At 50.4% G+C, this 16,863-nt stretch carries 15 protein-coding genes and 1 tRNA gene; 8 read left to right on the forward strand and 8 right to left on the reverse strand.

The features are described from left to right. Window positions 1-20: 20 nt before the first annotated feature. The 8 genes from pyrH to coaE form a co-directional block, all read right to left on the reverse strand. Entirely contained in the window at window positions 21-740 is a 720-nt protein-coding gene (pyrH, locus tag P1P89_12040) for a UMP kinase (protein ID MDF1592240.1), read from the reverse strand. After that, window positions 741-1,340, reverse strand: a complete 600-nt coding sequence (tsf, locus tag P1P89_12045) for a translation elongation factor Ts (GenBank protein MDF1592241.1) — start codon at window positions 1,338-1,340, stop codon at window positions 741-743. It lies immediately after the preceding gene. 2 nt (window positions 1,341-1,342) lie between these two features. After that, window positions 1,343-2,248 carry a 30S ribosomal protein S2 gene (gene rpsB, locus P1P89_12050; GenBank protein MDF1592242.1) on the reverse strand — a complete coding sequence of 302 codons (906 nt, stop codon included), beginning with the start codon at window positions 2,246-2,248 and terminating at the stop codon, window positions 1,343-1,345. 371 nt (window positions 2,249-2,619) lie between these two features. Then, window positions 2,620-3,519 (reverse strand): peptide chain release factor N(5)-glutamine methyltransferase, encoded by a 900-nt coding sequence (gene prmC / locus P1P89_12055; GenBank protein MDF1592243.1) that lies wholly within the window; start codon window positions 3,517-3,519, stop codon window positions 2,620-2,622. Beyond that, window positions 3,473-4,573, reverse strand: a complete 1,101-nt coding sequence (gene prfA, locus P1P89_12060) for a peptide chain release factor 1 (GenBank protein MDF1592244.1) — start codon at window positions 4,571-4,573, stop codon at window positions 3,473-3,475. Before prfA ends, prmC begins: the two co-directional genes overlap by 47 nt. A gap of 306 nt (window positions 4,574-4,879) precedes the next feature. Next, the gene (gene rpmE, locus P1P89_12065; protein ID MDF1592245.1) at window positions 4,880-5,089 is read right to left on the reverse strand and encodes a 50S ribosomal protein L31; all 210 of its coding nucleotides are present in this window, start codon (window positions 5,087-5,089) and stop codon (window positions 4,880-4,882) included. A gap of 21 nt (window positions 5,090-5,110) precedes the next feature. Continuing rightward, window positions 5,111-6,358 (reverse strand): transcription termination factor Rho, encoded by a 1,248-nt coding sequence (gene rho, locus P1P89_12070; GenBank protein MDF1592246.1) that lies wholly within the window; start codon window positions 6,356-6,358, stop codon window positions 5,111-5,113. A 340-nt stretch (window positions 6,359-6,698) separates the two neighbouring features. Then, window positions 6,699-7,364 (reverse strand): dephospho-CoA kinase, encoded by a 666-nt coding sequence (gene coaE / locus P1P89_12075; GenBank protein MDF1592247.1) that lies wholly within the window; start codon window positions 7,362-7,364, stop codon window positions 6,699-6,701. A 174-nt stretch (window positions 7,365-7,538) separates the two neighbouring features. Here coaE and P1P89_12080 point away from each other — a divergent pair, with 174 nt between their 5' ends. The 8 genes from P1P89_12080 to P1P89_12115 all read left to right on the forward strand — a co-directional run. Further along, entirely contained in the window at window positions 7,539-8,915 is a 1,377-nt protein-coding gene (locus tag P1P89_12080; protein ID MDF1592248.1) for an HD domain-containing protein, read from the forward strand. A gap of 205 nt (window positions 8,916-9,120) precedes the next feature. Further along, complete coding sequence (locus tag P1P89_12085) at window positions 9,121-9,798, forward strand: adenylate kinase (protein MDF1592249.1); 678 nt, start codon at window positions 9,121-9,123, stop codon at window positions 9,796-9,798. Window positions 9,799-9,947: 149 nt separating this feature from the next. Further along, a complete protein-coding gene (rpsU, locus tag P1P89_12090) occupies window positions 9,948-10,151 on the forward strand; it encodes a 30S ribosomal protein S21 (protein ID MDF1592250.1) in 204 nt (67 codons plus the stop codon). Between the two features lie 59 nt (window positions 10,152-10,210). Beyond that, window positions 10,211-11,518: a bifunctional folylpolyglutamate synthase/dihydrofolate synthase gene (locus tag P1P89_12095; protein ID MDF1592251.1), complete on the forward strand. Its 1,308-nt coding sequence runs from the start codon at window positions 10,211-10,213 to the stop codon at window positions 11,516-11,518. A gap of 52 nt (window positions 11,519-11,570) precedes the next feature. Beyond that, window positions 11,571-11,646, forward strand: a tRNA-Arg gene (locus tag P1P89_12100). A 307-nt stretch (window positions 11,647-11,953) separates the two neighbouring features. Continuing rightward, complete coding sequence (locus P1P89_12105) at window positions 11,954-12,202, forward strand: hypothetical protein (protein ID MDF1592252.1); 249 nt, start codon at window positions 11,954-11,956, stop codon at window positions 12,200-12,202. Window positions 12,203-12,313: 111 nt separating this feature from the next. Continuing rightward, complete coding sequence (locus P1P89_12110; GenBank protein ID MDF1592253.1) at window positions 12,314-16,093, forward strand: hypothetical protein; 3,780 nt, start codon at window positions 12,314-12,316, stop codon at window positions 16,091-16,093. Further along, the coding region (locus tag P1P89_12115; protein MDF1592254.1) for a hypothetical protein at window positions 16,090-16,863 on the forward strand (774 nt) is incomplete at its 3' end. The genes P1P89_12110 and P1P89_12115, both read left to right, overlap by 4 nt.

Consider the following 16,863-nt stretch of genomic DNA (forward strand, 5'->3'; position numbering starts at 1 on the left):
TCAAGTCAAGATTCAGATTTTTAGCTGACGATGCGGGTGCCGACATCTTCGCCGCACACAAATTTTCTGATGTTTCCTTTGGTACGGAGGTTGAAAACAACCAAAGGGAGCTGATTGTCCATGGCCAGAGAGATCGCCGTCATATCCATCACCTGCAGCCGTTTCTCCAGCACATCGCGGTAGGTGATCTTTTTAAAAAAAGCGGCATTCTTGTTTTTGACGGGATCTGAATCGTAGACCCCGTCAACCTTGGTTGCTTTCAATAAAATTTCGGCATGAATTTCTTTTGCCCGCAGCACGGCGGCAGTGTCCGTCGTAAAGTAAGGGTTGCCGGTTCCTGCAGCAAAAAGGACCACCCGGCCTTTTTCCAGGTGGCGCATCGCCCGTCTGAGAATATACGGTTCGGCCACTTCGTGCATTGAAATGGCCGTCTGCACGCGGGTGACGATGCCTCTTTCCTCCAGCGCGTCCTGCAGCGCCAGGCTGTTGATCACCGTCGCCAGCATGCCCATTTTATCGGCCGAAACCCGGTCCATGTTGTAGGAACTGGCGGCAATACCGCGAAAGATATTGCCGCCGCCGACGACAATGGCGATTTCAACACCGAGGTCGAATATGGACCGGACTTCTTCGGCCACGTACTTCAACACCTCCGGGCTGATCCCAAAACCCTGATCGCCCATCAGCGCTTCGCCGCTGAGCTTTAACAATATTCTCTTAAATTGAGGATGTGCCACGATTTAAGACTCCCCCACCTGGAATCGTACGAACCGTTTGATGGTAATGTTTTCACCGATTTTAGCAATCGATTCGTTTAAAAGATCGGTAACAGTAATATCGGGATTACGGACATAGGCCTGATTGAGCAGGCAGCTTTCCTTGAAAAATTTAGACAGTTTTCCATCCACGATCTTGTCGATCATTTTTTCGGGTTTCCCCATTTGGAGCGCCTGGTCGCGATAGATTTCCTTTTCCTTGTTGATGATTTCTACCGGGACGTCTTCAGGGGAAACACCCACCGGATTGCTCGCTGCAATATGCATGGCGATGTTTTTGGCCAATTCCTTGAAATCATCCGTCTTGGCCACAAAGTCGGTTTCACAGTTCACCTCAACCAGAACGCCGAGTTTTCCGCCCATATGTATATAGGGTTGGATGGTTCCTTCCATCATCGCCCGGCCCGCCCTTTTTTGGGCGGTCGCCAATCCCTTTTTCCTTAAAAAATCAACAGCATTATCGATATCACCGTCGCAGGACGCAAGCGCTTCCTTGCAATCCATAATGCCGGCGCAGGTTTTTTCACGGAGCTGTTTAACCATCGTTGCACTGATGTCTGCCATATTTACTCACCCAACCTCTCTTCAGTTTCACTCGCTTCATCAATATCATCGTTTTCAAATTTGGCGACCGCTTCCTGTGTTGACCGCTTGATGATCTCCACCACAGGCCCTTTGGTGCCGTCGGAAATGATCTTGCGCTCACCCGGTTTCAACTCCGCGCTGGCAGCCGCCACCTCGGACTTTTCATCGATTTCCTTGTCGGCCTCGGCCTGCTGCTTTTCCGCCAGCAGTTCCTTGCCGGCCAGACAGGCATCGGCAATCTTGGATGTCAGCAGCCGAATCGCTCGAATCGCGTCATCGTTGCCGGGGATGGGGTAATCCACCTCATCCGGGTCGCAATTGGTATCTACGACGGCGGCAATGGGGATATTGAGCCGCCGGCCTTCACGCACCGCAATGGATTCATTGTTCGGGTCAATAACAAAAATCGCACCGGGAAGCCGGTTCATGCTCCGGATCCCCCCCAGGTTGTCGTCGAGTTTTACCCGTTCTTTCGCCAGTTGCAGCCGTTCCTTTTTGGGGAACAGGTTAATGGTGCCGTCATTCTGGATCGTATTGAGGTAGTTCAGGCGGTCAATACTTTTTTTAATCGTCTGGAAATTGGTCAGCATTCCGCCCAGCCAGCGGTTGTGGACATAAAACATTTCGCAACGGTTGGCCTCTTCATATATGGCATCCCGGGCCTGTTTCTTGGTCCCCACAAACAGGACCGAGCGGCCGTTTGCCACGGTGTCGACGATAAAATCATAGACCGTTTTAAACATGCGGACGGTTTTTTGCAGGTCAACAATATAAATCCCATTGCGGGCGCCGAAAATATACGGCTTCATCTTGGGATTCCAACGTTTTGTCTGATGACCAAAATGAACTCCCGCTTCAAGGAGTTCCTTCATTGTTACATACGCCATTTTTTTCTCCTTTTCCGTCTGGTTTTTCCTCCGCCCGTTTCCGCCCTGCTGCCCACTCTCCCTGAGAGCACCTGGCAACAGGTCCACGCGCGTGTGATTTATGGTGAATCAATCATATTAAACGTGTTTTTTTATCAAATTAATTAAGTATTCGCAAGATGTTTTTTAGGAAAAATAGGTAAATAGGCTGAAGACCGAAGGCTGAAGGCCGAAAAGGCTGTTGAGCCGATAAGCTGTTAAACCGATAAATGTTCCGCTGTGTCAGTTTTTTTCTGACCCTCGACCCCTGACCTCTGATCCCTGATCCCTGTGAACCGTTATTGAAATTTCAGTCTTCAGCCTACTTCCTTCGGCCTTCAGCCTATTCACCTTCAGCCTATTTTTTTCATCGATGCCACGCGGTCGCAGCCGCTATAATCCTCACCGAAAACAGTCTCGCCATAGTTCCCGTTTTCCGTGATGATGTCCTGGACGCTCTTTTTCTGGTCAAAGCCGATCTCCAGAAAGAGCCGGCCGTCGTCTTTCAGGTACTGGTGGGCCTGATCGATGATCAGCCGCAGACAGTCCAGACCGTCTTTGCCCCCGTCCAATGCCTGAATAGGCTCATACCGGTAAATTTCAGGCGCCAGCCCGGTGATCAGGCCGGTTTTGATATAGGGGGGATTGGACACAATAACGTCAAATAAATCGCCCCTTGATTTTAGCGCTTTCATCCAGTCGCCGCAAAAGAAATGGATCCGGTCCCCAAGTCTATGCTGCCGCGCATTCTGCTGCGCCAGCCGGAGCGCACGGATGGAACAATCCAGGGCGAAAAAAAGATCTCTTTGCAATCTGGAGGCCAACGCCAGAATGATGGCCCCGGATCCTGTGCCCAGCTCCAAAATGCGCCGGGGGGTATTATCGGGATTCCCGGAAAGCTGTGCAAGGACGGCTTCCACCAGGCATTCCGTTTCCGGCCGTGGAATCATGACTGCCGGGTTGACCTGCATTTCCATCGACCAGAATTCCTTGACCCCTGTAATATAGGCAACCGGTTCCCGTTCGACTCTTTTTTTGATCAGGGTTTTAAAGTGCTGGAGTTCCTCGTTGGCCAGGGGCTGGTCATAACAGACGTACAGATCAATGCGTTCTTTTCCCAGGGTATGGGCCAGTAAAACTTCAGCGGTTGCCCTCGGATTTTCAATCTGGTGGGATTTAAAGTACGCGGCAGCCCACTTGAGGAGCTTAAGAATTGTCCAGAGCGACTCCCTGGACTGGGGCTGATTCTGCATTTTGTAACGCCTGGGCCTGATAAAAGGTTGTCAATTCATCAATAATTTCATCTATATCACCCTGCAAAATAGAATCCAGCCGATAAAGGGTCAGGCCGACGCGGTGATCGGTCATCCGCCCCTGGGGGAAATTATAGGTTCGGATCCGTTCACTCCTGTCACCGCTGCCGATCTGGCTCTTGCGCTCATCGGACCGTTTTTGATTCTGCTCGTTGAGCATCGCGTCATAGAGTCTCACCCGCAAAACCTTCATGGCCTTGGCTTTGTTTTTATGCTGGGATTTTTCATCCTGGCACGTAACCACCAGGCCCGTGGGCAGATGGGTAATGCGTACGGCCGAATCCGTTGTGTTAACGGATTGACCGCCCGGACCGGTGGAGCGGTAAACATCGACTTTGATTTCTTCCTGATCGATCTGCAGCTCGATTTCTTCGACTTCCGGCAAAACCGCAACGGTGACGGCAGAGGTGTGGATGCGCCCCTGGGCCTCGGTTGCCGGCACCCGTTGAACCCGATGCGTGCCGCTTTCATATTTCAGCCGGCTGTAAGCCCCATTGCCGTGAACCATGGCGATGATTTCCTTCAGACCGCCGACACCCGTGAGATGATGGCTCATGATTTCAACTTTCCAGGACTTGGTTTCGGCGTAACGGGAATACATCCGGAAAAGATCGCTGGCAAACAGACCGGCCTCTTCACCGCCGGTGCCTGCCCGGATTTCGATCAGCACGTTTTTTCCATCGTTGGGGTCCTTGGGCGTGAGAAGCTTTTTGAGGTCTTCTTCAAGCCGCCGCTTTTCCGGAACCAGCCGGTCGATTTCATCCCGCGCCAGCGCCTTCATTTCCGGGTCTTTGTCTTCCAGCAATTCCTGGCTGCTTTCCAGTTCAACTGTTGCGCGTTTAAATGATCTGAATACCGTGACGATTTTATTTAAATCCGCGTGCTCCCGCGCGAATCGCATGTAGGCCTCGCGGTCCTTGAGGATATTGGGATCGCTCAACCGGATTTCCAGTTCTATAAACCGCTCTTCAACACTATTCAGTTTTTCAAACATATCGCTAACTGTTTATACTTTAGGGTATGAACACCCATCAGCCGGCCGTCAGAAAGCAAAGAGCCCTGGAAAACACCCTTTTCGCCCGGTTTTCCGGAAAGACCCATCCTGCTGAAACACGACTAAGAATACGCACGGTATTCCTAAAGGGACCGGGGTGGTCTATCCCGCTAATGGGCGGGATGCTTTCCGTGTACTAGAACGAAGCCGAACATTTTCCAAAGCTCTCAAACAGCTTTATCAGTATATTTCCCGAAAAATACTTACCGGGGATAGGCTATCCGATGCGCCAAGGTGATGGGGTCGTTATTTGCTCTCAAATTTTTCGTATTTCTTGCGGAAGCGTTCAATCCGGCCGGCCGTATCCACCAGTTTCTGCTTGCCGGTGAAAAAGGGATGGCATTTTGAACATATTTCAACCCGGATGTCTGATTTTGTTGATCCCACTTCGATAATGTTTCCGCATGCGCATTTAACGGTTGTATCCGCATATTTCGGATGAAGGTCGCTTTTCATTTTTTGATTAGACTCCTGTTCTTATGCATTCATTGATTCTAGAAATTTTTTATTATTCTTGCTGCCGCTCATTTTTTCAAGGATAAACTCCAGCGTGTCCACCGGGTTGAGCGAAGATAACAGCTTTCTTAAAATCCAAACCCTATTCAGGGTTTCAGCATCCAGCAGCAGCTCTTCCTTGCGCGTGCCGGATTTATTAATATCAATCGCCGGAAACATGCGTTTGTCCGAGAGCCTGCGGTCCAGCTGGATTTCCATGTTGCCGGTCCCTTTGAATTCTTCGAAAATAACTTCGTCCATACGACTGCCCGTGTCGATAAGGGCAGTGGCGATAATGGTCAGACTGCCGCCTTCCTCAATGTTCCGGGCTGCTCCGAAAAAGCGCTTGGGGCGCTGCAGGGCATTGGAGTCGACGCCGCCGGACAGAATTTTTCCGCTGGGTGGTACCACAGAATTATAGGCCCTGGCAAGTCTGGTGATACTATCCAGTAGAATCACCACGTCTTTTTTATGCTCCACCAGCCGCTTGGCTTTCTCAATCACCATTTCGGCGACCTGAACGTGCCGCTCGGCCGGTTCGTCAAAGGTGGAACTGATCACCTCGGCCTTGACGGATCTCTCCATGTCCGTAACTTCCTCCGGCCGCTCATCGATCAGCAGGACAAACATCATAATATCTTTATGGTTGGCAACAATGCTGTTGGCAATTGCCTGCAGCAGCATGGTTTTTCCGGACCGGGGCGGAGAAACGATCAGACCGCGCTGTCCAAAACCGATGGGCGTCATCAGGTCCATGATCCGGGGAGAATAATTTTCAGAATCGGTTTCCAGATTGACTTTTTTGTTCGGATACAGCGGGGTGAGGTTGTCAAACAAAATTTTTTCCCGGGCCACTTCCGGATCTTCATAATTTATGGCCTCAACCTTGAGCAGCGCAAAATACCGCTCCGATTCTTTGGGCTGACGTATTTGTCCGGACACTGTGTCTCCGGTACGCAGGTTAAACCGCCGTATTTGCGACGGCGACACATAGATGTCGTCCGGCCCGGGCAGATAATTGTAAGTGGGCGCCCTTAAAAAGCCGAACCCATCCGGCAGAATTTCCAAAGTGCCTTCGCCGTATATCAACCCGTCCTGTTCGATCTGTGCCTGCAGCAGCGCAAAGATCAGTTCCTGCTTTTTCATCCCAGCGGCCCCCTGGATATTCAGCTTTTTGGCCATCTGGTTCAACTTGCTGATTTTATGTTCCTTTAATTCAACGATATTCATTCACTCATTCCTCATTTTCAATTATTAATATGCCACCTTCACTTTTAGCAGAAGCTGCCAACGTTGAAACAAAAAGCTGCACTGAGCGCCCGATATATTCAGCACGGTGCGGGCGGGCCCTCGGGCATGGTTGTCAAAATACGTCAGCAGGTATCACCCATTAAATATTTTACGCTATTGTTTTCACACATACGGTGAATAACAGATTGGCCCCATGCTGGTGATGTTTGGAGAATTTGAATGCGCTATGATTTTATTTGGTTTAAGAATTATTTAGGTATTCTTTACATCTTGGCGGGCGCCTTCAACATGCCAAAATTACAACATGAAAATTTAGCTGTCAAGCGCTTTCATCGTTTTTTTGGTATTTTTGGTAAAACATTTTTAAAAACCGATCGACCTCCCCGGCCAGCTGTTCGCCAGTCCCATTGTTTTTAATTATAAATTCAGTTAGTTGTATTTTTTCAAGGTCCGGTTTCTGGATTTGCAGCAACGCCCGGGCCTCCTGCCGGGAAACGCTGTCCCGGGCCATCAGACGCTGGATCCGGATTTCATCGTCGGCGCTGACCATTACGATCACATCAAAATAATCGTTCCAGCCCGCTTCAAACAGGAGCGGCACTTCAACAAAAATAAGCGTGCAGTCATTTGTAACGGCCTTTGCCATCTCCACCTCCATCCGCTCGATAATTTTCGGATGGATGATGTTTTCCAGATCCCGGCGCGCTTCAACATCGCTGGTGATGATCCGGCGCAGTGCCGAACGGTTCAGATTTCCGTCGGCCTGGAGCGCCTTTGGACCAAAGCGGTTTACGATTTCTCCAAAACCACGCGAGCCCGGCGCCACCACATCCCGGGCCAGCGAATCGGTATTGATCACCTGCAGCCCCAGGGCCCTTAATCGATCGCACACAGCGGTTTTACCGGATCCGGCACTGCCGGTCACGGCAACCTTCAAGGGGACGGTTTCGTTTTTCAGACGGTTATGCCGATTCGGTAAATTCATCGCAATCCATCACCCTGTTGGAGTTGGACCTACACCAATGTTGATGACAATCCGTATATTACCGCAGACATCAACTTCCACTGCCGCCATACACCTTTTCAACCGGTTTTCCAAGCTTTAACTAACGTCTCTATAAAAAATATGGTATGCTCCTGATTGTCAAGGGTAAACCATATGATCAAACTTATTTCCGACATATTCCCTGCCGGCGCTGACGGCTACATCGTTGGCGGCTCCATTCGGGATATCCTGCTAGGTCGATCGCCCACGGATTACGACGTCGCGGTCCCGGGAAATCCGGAAAAATTTGCCGCCATAGTTGCCGCGAATACCGGCGGACATCTCGTCGAAATCGGAAAAGCGGGCCTCCAGATCCTCCGGGTGGTTTCGAGTCGGCACGTTGTTGACGTCGCTCCCATGAGCGGGCCGACCATTGAGAGCGACCTCAATCAAAGGGATTTTACCATCGACGCGCTGGCGTACCATTTATCTTCCGGTAGACTCATCGACCCCCTCAACGGCAGGGCCGATCTATCCCTTAAACAGGTTCGCATGGTCTCAAGGGGCATCTTCAGCAAAGACCCCATCCGACTGCTGCGGGCCTTTCGGATTGCAGCCCTGCTGGAATTTAGCATTGAAGCGCACACAGTTGCGGCCGTCCGGAAAGATGCCACACGCATTCAGCAATCGGCAGGCGAGCGAATCCGGGCTGAACTTTTCACGCTCTTTGAGGTTCCGCAGTCCTATCCGTATCTTATCCAGATGGCGGACTGCGGACTCCTGTTCGCTATTTTCCCTGAAATGACCGCACTAAAGGGGTGCCGGCAAAACGGGCATCACGTTCATGATGTTTTTGACCATACCCTCCGATCTTATCATCACCTGGAGAGACTGATCCGTGAATTTAGAATGCCCCGGCCGGCATCGGAAATGAATACGGATGATTTCATGGCCGTCGGCAACGCCGGCATGCTCAAATGCGCCGTCCTGCTGCATGACATCGGCAAACCCCCGACACGGACCGTCGCTGCCGACGGCAGCGTTCACTTTTACGGTCATGCGGAAAAAAGCGCGGACATGGCGGACAGCATCGGTTCGCGCTTGAAATTTTCCCGGCGACAGAAACAGTTTCTCGATTCTATTATCAGCAACCACCTGCGACCCCTGGCGCTGTTTACGGCCCGCCGGAACAACAGTTTAACCCCCAGGGGCCTGGCGCGTTTCTACCTAAAGTGCGGCGATAACACCCCCTTTCTGCTGCTCCACTCCCTGGCGGACATTCAAGCGAAAAAGAACGATCCCGCCAACGCCGACTTTAAGCTGTTTGTAACGGATCTGCTCCAGGGTTATTTTGTCGACTTCAAACCCATACAGGCCAACCCGCCGCTGATCACCGGCGCCGACCTCATCAAAGAATTCAACCTGACCCCTTCCCCCCGGTTTAAACAAATCCTTGCCGCCGTCGAAGAGGCCCGGCTGTCGCAACAGCTCACCACCCGTAAAGATGCTTTAGCGCTGGTCGAAAACCTCTTATCCGGCAATCACGTTTAAGTTTAGTGACTCTTTGCGCGAGTTCTTTCCGGTTTAAAACGCGACCGTCCGGCGAACGACAGGCCCTGATTATCCTCACCGGCAACCAAGCCATTTAGTGTCGGCCCTTGACAATACCCCTGCATCTCTCTATAGAAAAGGCGAAACACGATTGCTTATCAGCGGATTCCAGACCGCACTATATATAATAGAAAGGAGCGTTTGCATGAACATTTTATTTTTCGGGCCCAACGGCAGTGGCAAAGGAACCCAGGGGGCGATCCTAAAGGACATGTACAGTACCCCCCACATCGAATCCGGAGCGATTTTCCGGGAAAACATATCCAAAGGAACCGAGCTGGGGAAAAAAGCCAAGGCTTTTATCGACCGCGGCGACCTGGTGCCGGACGACATTACCATCCCGATGATATTGGACCGTCTGAAACAGACCGACTGTAAAAACGGCTGGCTGCTGGATGGATTCCCCCGCAATAAAAACCAGGCCGTCAAACTGGATGAATCCCTGAAAGCGGCCGGTATGGCGCTGGATATTGTCGTGGAGATCATCCTGGACCGCGAAATAGCAAAGAAACGGATCATGGGCCGACGGCTGTGCGTCAAAGACAACAATCACCCCAACAACATCTTTATCGACGCCATCAAACCCAACGGAAACAGCTGCCGCGTCTGCGGCGGAGACCTCAAAACCCGATCGGACGATCAGGATGAGGACGCCATCAACAAGCGCCATGATATTTACTATGACGCCCGGGTCGGCACCATTGCCTCGGCATACTATTTCAGGGATCTTGCCGCTGCCGGCGGATTTATCAAGTACATAACCCTGAACGGTGGGCCCGGTGTCAAAGAGGTAACGGCCGAGCTTCTGGCAAAGGTGAAATAACACCGGAGAATCAAATAAAAATTCTTGCTTTTATCAATTAATATGGTTATACAGTACCGCTCTAAATAATATATCAAAATAACCATCATAAAAGATTGTAAAATATTTCCAAAATTTTGCAATCGATGGAAGGAAAGGGGCGAGACAATTTGAAGGCTATCGAGGTTAAGGTTTTTGATAACGACCTTGAGAAGGCCATGCGCATTCTGAAAAAAAAGATTCAAAATGACGGCCTTTTTAAAAGGTTGAAGATCAAAAAAAGCTATGAAAAACCAAGCGAGTTCAAACGCCGCAAGGAACGTGAAGCATTGAGGCGTAAGCGGATTGCAGCTTCCCGCAGCAGATACAGATAGGAAGCCGCAGCCAGTTTTAACCCGGCAGAATTCCGATTCTGCCGGGTTTTTTTATGACCATGGCAAAACCCAATGACAACTACAACCGGTCTCTGGAGCGGATGTTCAATCTCCGGCGTTTCGGGATCAAGCTGGGCCTTGACACGATTCAATCCCTGCTGGCCGGTCTGCAGAACCCCCAGGACAATTTCAACAGCATCCACATTGCCGGCACCAACGGCAAAGGGTCGATTGCATCGACTCTGTCCGCCATCCTGCAGGCCGCCGGATACACCGTCGGGCTTTATACCTCCCCCCATCTGGTCCGTTTTAACGAGAGAATCTGCATCAATCAGGAACCCATCTCCGATGCGGATGTTTTAACGGCGTATAGAGCGGCCGATTTAGATCAGCACGCCCGGCGCGAACCCACTTTTTTCGAATACACCACCGCCATGGCGCTGTATGAATTCAGCCGCAAAAAAGTCGACTGGGCCGTTATTGAGACCGGTATGGGTGGACGCCTGGATGCCACCAACATCATCAAACCCGCGATTTCGATCATATCGAACGTGTCCATTGAACACCGGCAGTATCTCGGCAACACCATCGCCCAAATCGCCCGGGAAAAAGGGGGCATCATCAAAGCGCAAACCCCTGTGATTACCGGTGTGAAACAGCCAAGCGCCATAAAGGTAATTACCAAAATCGCCGCCGACCGATCTGCGCCGCTCTATCTTCACGGAAAAGCGTTCCGGACTGTCCGCAACCGCAACGGAACATTTAATTATCATGGCATCGAAACCGCCCGAAAAAATTTAAAGACCGTTTTAGCCGGCCGTTTTCAGGTGGATAACGCCGCCCTGGTCCTGGCGGCCTGCGAAATACTGAACAGCCGCAACATCGCAACCATTCCCTTTGAAAGTATCCAAACCGGTTTTGCCCGGACAAAATGGCCGGGCCGACTGGAAATCGTCACCACCGCCCCCCTGGTGATCCTGGACGGCGCCCACAACCGGGCGGCCGCCCAAAACCTCGGCGCCTATTTACACGAAAATTTAAAAGGCCGCCGACTGACGCTGGTGGTCGGCATCCTGGACGACAAGCCTTACAAGACCATGTTAAAGTCCCTGCTGCCGCACTGCAGCCGGGCCATCATCACCCGCCCCCGGATAGACCGGGGGCTTGCGCCTGAAAAGCTCTACGACTTCGCCAAAGAGATCCTGTCGGACGTTGTCATTCTGCCGGATGTGGACACCGCCGTCACCGCTGCCATCGAAAGCGCATCACCCCGGGATGCCGTCTGCATCGCCGGATCGCTCTACGTGGTCGGCGAGGCCAAGGAAACCTTGGCTAATAAAAAACACCTGACGGTCAATAAAAATTAAAAACATTCGGACTTGACTTCCCCGGCCTGATCAACTATTTTCTCAGAACCGTGCGCCCGTGGCCCAGTGGATAGGGCGTCAGCCTCCGGAGCTGAAGATCGCTGGTTCGAGTCCAGCCGGGCGTACCACAAACCCCATACACTTCAATCAATTGCACAAAAAATTGTGCATCATGCATTTTTTTCTGTGCATTTTTCCTATCTCATCTTAATTTGGAATTTAGCCGAATAAGATTTCCCGCTGTTCTCCCATGACTGTATCGGCTGTATAATTAATGAGTTATAAGGTCTAATAAAAATTAACCCGATTGAGAGGTCGCTTATTATTGTTGGCACGAATTTTGATTGATTAAAACAGATCAAACAAACATGCCCACTGGATAGTATTGTGCTGACAAGGGCATCATAACTTTCCAATTCATATAAAGGAGATATCATGAAAAGACCGACTGGAATCATGTTAACCACTTTGGTTTTACTGTTAGGCATGTTCATGGGGCTGTCTGCCGCCGTCGAGGTGACCGTATTTGGCCCGATGAGCTACGCGCGGACCGCTGGTCAGCCCAAAGTTTTTAGCGGCTCATTTTCCGCAATTGAGGGTGAAGGCACGCTCATCGTTAAAAACGGCCGTGAAAACGGTGAAGACCGCATCAGTAGCGCGAAAGTTCTGGTGAACGGCAAATAAATCTTCGGCACCAGTAATTTCAACCAGCAGATAGAGTCCCTAAAAGCCCCGGTTAACCTTTTTAAGGAAAATTCGATTGAAATAGAGCTGAGAAGCAATCCGGGAAGTTTCTTGATCCTTACGATTACAATAGACGTACCCCTGCCTACCGCCACGATTTCTGCAAGCCCGGATACCATTGCCGCAGGCGGGTCTGCTATCCTGACCTGGAGTTCGACCCTTGCGGATTCCTGTGTGATTACGCCCGACATCGGAACCGTTGAACCCGGTGGTTCCCTTATGGTCTCCCCCGCAGAAACAACCACTTATGTTATTACCGCTGCCAATCTCGGCGGAAGCGCTACAGCGTCGGTTACCGTAACGGTCTTGTATCCGCCAACGGTTGAGATGACAGCCACACCGGATACAATTATTTCTGGCCAAACCACAACTCTTTTCTGGACCTCCACCCATGCCGACACTGCTTTAATTGAGCTGGGGGTAGGATCTGTTCCGGCGAGCGGCAGCGTGACCGTATCACCCACCGAGACTGTGTCTTACACTATAACGGTAACAGGCCCCGGGGGCATAGCAACCGCGCAGGCAGTTGTTACGGTAGAAGCTGCCATTGAGCCGCAACCGGAAGGAAGCTTTGGCGCACAATATGAGGACCTGATCCCATCTGATGCCACAGTTGAATCATACGACCCCAAACGTTTTTCGTTGATCACCGGGCTGGTTCAAGCCCAGAACGGAACCCCGATACCGGATGTTTCTGTAACCATTCACAGCCATACGGCGTACGGCACCGCCTTGACCGATGCAGATGGTCGCTTCTCAATTCCGGTAGAAGGCGGCTCGACCATAACGGTCGTCTATCAAAAAGAAGGGTTAATTGATAATCATAGGAAGGTCTATGTACCCTGGAACGATATTGCCATCGCTGAAACCATCCAGATGATATCTGCAGACCCCATTTCCACAACCGTCACATTTAATGGAAACCCCGGAACCGTAATCACCCACAAGAGTTCGGAGGTAAATGACGAATTCGGCAACCGCTCGGCCACACTTGTCTTTAGCGGTGATAATCGGGCCTATTCAGTGGATGAAAACGGTAATGTTATTCAAGAGCTGACCACAATTAAAACCAGAGCGACCGAATTTACCACGCCCGAATCCATGCCGGCGATACTCCCCCCCAACTCTGCCTATACCTATTGTGTTGAGCTTGGTGTGGATGGCGTGCAAAGAGTTCGGTTTGAAAAACCAGTCATAACATGGATCGATAATTTTCTTGGGTTTGCTGTGGGAGAGATTGTCCCGGTGGGATATTATGACCGAGATAAAGGCGTATGGGTGCCGTCTGATAACGGTGTCGTGGTAAAGCTCCTGGATACAGACAATAACGGCATCGTTGATGCCTTGGACGCAAATGGCGATAATCAGCCCGATGATCTCAACAATAGCGGTTCTTTCACTGATGAAGTCACCGGCCTGAATAATCCGACAAGATATATGCCTGGCTCAACTTTCTGGCGGGTGGCCGTAACCCATTTTACTCCCTGGGATGCCAACTGGCCGTATGGTCCTCCGCTGGACGCGATTTCTCCGAATCCGCCAGCGGTGCCGATAGTAGACCAGCAAAAGACAGAACCAAAAGATTGTCAATCCCACACAAGCTCCTTTGTTGAAGAACGCAGCCGTATTTTCCACGAAGACATCCCCATACCAGGTACCGACATAACCCTTCATTATGCCGGCAACCGGGTGAAAGGATACATACCGGTGATATCAGTCCCGGCAAGTGGAGACAGTGTGCCAGGCAGCCTGAATGGGATTATCGTAAGAATTGAGATAGCTGGTAGAACCTTACTGCAAGTATTGGCTCCTCTGCCCAACCAAAGCGCTAATTTTATCTGGGATGGATTGGATTGTTTAGGGCGGAAAGTGTTTGGCCAGATTGACGCGCGGGTGAGTATAGGCTTTCGATACAATCTGGTCTATTATAGCGCTCGCGGGGATTGGGAGAAAGCATTCGGCCAAGTAGGGGGTGGTGCAACCTGGATCACAGGCAGGCAGGAAATTATCGCCTGGAAATATAATAATATAATTGTCCCATCTCCAAATATAAATGGGAAGGAAATTATCGCCGAAGGCTGGACGATTTCAACTCATCATAGCTTCAATCATATTGACCCATCAACGCTCCATAAAGGTGACGGTTCGATCTCAAAAAATAATGCTTACATAATCGATACTGTAGCCGGAACTGGAGTTGTGGGTGGTTCAGGCGATGGGGGCCTTGCCACACAAGCACGGTTAAATGCTCCACGTGGTGTTGCGGTTGATGCCGCTGGCAATCTCTATATCGCCGATACTAAAAATCATCGAATCCGAAAGGTGGATACTAACGGCATAATAGCCACGATAGCCGGACGCTCTTGTGGATATTACGGCGGCTACAGCGGCGACGGGGGGCCTGCCACACAAGCATGTTTGAATAATCCCTCTCGTGTCGTTGCCGATGCTTCCGGCAATCTCTATATTGCTGATACCTACAACCATTGCATTCGAAAGGTCGATACTAGCGGCATTATCACCACTGTTGCAGGCAATGGAAATTACGGTTTCAATGGCGATGGGGGACCTGCCACACAAGCCCAGTTGTATTACCCCTCTGGCGTTGCGGTTGATGTCGCTGGTAACCTCTTCATCGCCGACTTAAGAAATTACCGAATTCGGAAGGTGGATACCAACGGCATAATAACTACTGTGGCCGGAACTGGAATTGAAGGCTACAGCGGTGACGGAGGAGTGGCTACCCAGGCGAAACTGCATTACCTGAGCGATGTAGCTTTGGATGTATCCGGTAATATCTATATCACCACTTATAAACGAATCCGAAAGATCGATAATACCGGCATCATCACCACTGTCGCAGGCAATGGAAACTACGGTTTTAATGGCGATGGGATACCTGCCACGCAAGCCTGGCTTACCTATACTGGTGGAATTGATATTGATACGTCAGGTAATCTCTATTTCACCGACAACTCAAATCACCGTATCCGGAAAGTAGATACAAGCGGCACCATCACCACTGTAGCCGGTAACGGAAAATTCAGTTTCTCCGTCCTTGTCGGCGACGGGGGACCTGCCACTCAGGCTGAAGTTAGAGCACCGCAAGATGTTGCTGTTGATGCCTCTGGCGATTTCTATCTCCCCGAATTGTACCTCAATCGTATCCGGAAAGTGGACATACCCATTGCCTTTAATGTTTTAATGACTGCCGGGGAGATTGCATTTGTCGAGGAAAACGACTTGATGCATATTATGTTAAATGCTGGACGACACCTGCGCACCGTTGACCTTGATACCGGTGTTACCCTTTATGAGTTTGGCTATGACCAGAATAATAAGTTGGTCTCAATCACTAATCAATTTGGAGAACAAATCACAATAAACAGAGATGCAAACGGTATCCCCTATTCCATTACATCCCCGGACGGAATTACAACCAATCTCACCGTAAATGCTGATAATCATCTCACCCGGATCACTTACCCGAACGGCAGTTACTACAACTTTGAATACACTCCTGCTGGCCTGCTGACAGCAAAGGTTGAGCCTGAAGGCAATCGCTTTGAGCATGTATTTGACTCAACAGGAAGATTGACAGATGCAACCGACGAAGAGGGCGGCCAATGGCATTATTCCAGGAGCAGTCTTGAAACCGCCAAGACTCTTAACGAAGTGTCAAGCGCTGAAGGCAATCTTTCTTCTTACTTGGATCATACATACTCTACGGGTAAATACACCTCAACCATCACCGATCCTACTGGAGCCCAGACGCTGTTTTCCCAGTCGGCTGACGGGCTCACCGCAAACAAGTCTCTTCCTGCGGTATGAATCTTGAATTTAAATATGGCGTCGATTCCGAATATAAGTTCAAATATGTTAATAAAGTAACCGAAAGCACGCCTGCTAATTTGGCAAAAATAACGCTAAAGGATAAGACTTACCAGGATACAGACACCGATGAAATTCCTGATCTTATAACTGATACCGTGACAGTCAATGGTAACGCTACAACCCTTGTGCATAACACCCTCCAGGCGCAAAAGGTTATCACCTCCCCTGAGGGAAGGACCGTAACTACCGTTTATGATCCTGCCAATCTGTTGACCGAAAGTATGAGCGTACCCGGTCTTTTTGACACGTCTTATGGATATGACGCCAGAGGAAGGTTAACCTTAATTACCACAAATACCCGGCAAACCGCTTTTACTTATAACTCAGAAGGGTTCCTGGGAACCGTGACGGACCCTGAAAACCACACAACCACCTATAGTTATGATCCGGTTGGTCGTGTAATCGGCATCAGTCGCCCGGATGGGGGTGCCGTGGGGTTTTCCTACGACGGCAACGGCAACATGACCGTACTGACCAATCCGTTTACGATTGACCACCGGTTCGGCTTTAACAAGGTCAACCTGAACAGCTCCTACCAGACTCCTTTAAGCGGCAGCTATAGTTATGTTTACGATAAAGACCGTCGCCTGATCCGGACCAACTTTCCATCCGGCAATCATATTTTTAATATACTGGGTATGCAGTTAACTCAACCGCCCACTATATGTAGAGGGTTACCTCCAATAATCATTTGGCGCGACACAGGC

The organism is Desulfobacterales bacterium (genome assembly GCA_029211065.1).
GTDB lineage: Bacteria > Desulfobacterota > Desulfobacteria > Desulfobacterales > JARGFK01 > JARGFK01.

Bases quoted from the DNA above. Each gene is read 5' to 3' on its own strand.
- tsf (MDF1592241.1), bottom strand. From the start codon at position 1,340: ATGGCAGACATCAGTGCAACGATGGTTAAACAGCTCCGTGAAAAAACC.
- rpsB (MDF1592242.1), bottom strand. From the start codon at position 2,248: ATGGCGTATGTAACAATGAAGGAACTCCTTGAAGCGGGAGTTCATTTT.
- prmC (MDF1592243.1), bottom strand. From the start codon at position 3,519: ATGCAGAATCAGCCCCAGTCCAGGGAGTCGCTCTGGACAATTCTTAAG.
- prfA (MDF1592244.1), bottom strand. From the start codon at position 4,573: ATGTTTGAAAAACTGAATAGTGTTGAAGAGCGGTTTATAGAACTGGAA.
- rpmE (MDF1592245.1), bottom strand. From the start codon at position 5,089: ATGAAAAGCGACCTTCATCCGAAATATGCGGATACAACCGTTAAATGC.
- rho (MDF1592246.1), bottom strand. From the start codon at position 6,358: ATGAATATCGTTGAATTAAAGGAACATAAAATCAGCAAGTTGAACCAG.
- coaE (MDF1592247.1), bottom strand. From the start codon at position 7,364: ATGAATTTACCGAATCGGCATAACCGTCTGAAAAACGAAACCGTCCCC.
- P1P89_12080 (MDF1592248.1), top strand. From the start codon at position 7,539: ATGATCAAACTTATTTCCGACATATTCCCTGCCGGCGCTGACGGCTAC.
- P1P89_12085 (MDF1592249.1), top strand. From the start codon at position 9,121: ATGAACATTTTATTTTTCGGGCCCAACGGCAGTGGCAAAGGAACCCAG.
- P1P89_12095 (MDF1592251.1), top strand. From the start codon at position 10,211: ATGGCAAAACCCAATGACAACTACAACCGGTCTCTGGAGCGGATGTTC.
- P1P89_12105 (MDF1592252.1), top strand. From the start codon at position 11,954: ATGAAAAGACCGACTGGAATCATGTTAACCACTTTGGTTTTACTGTTA.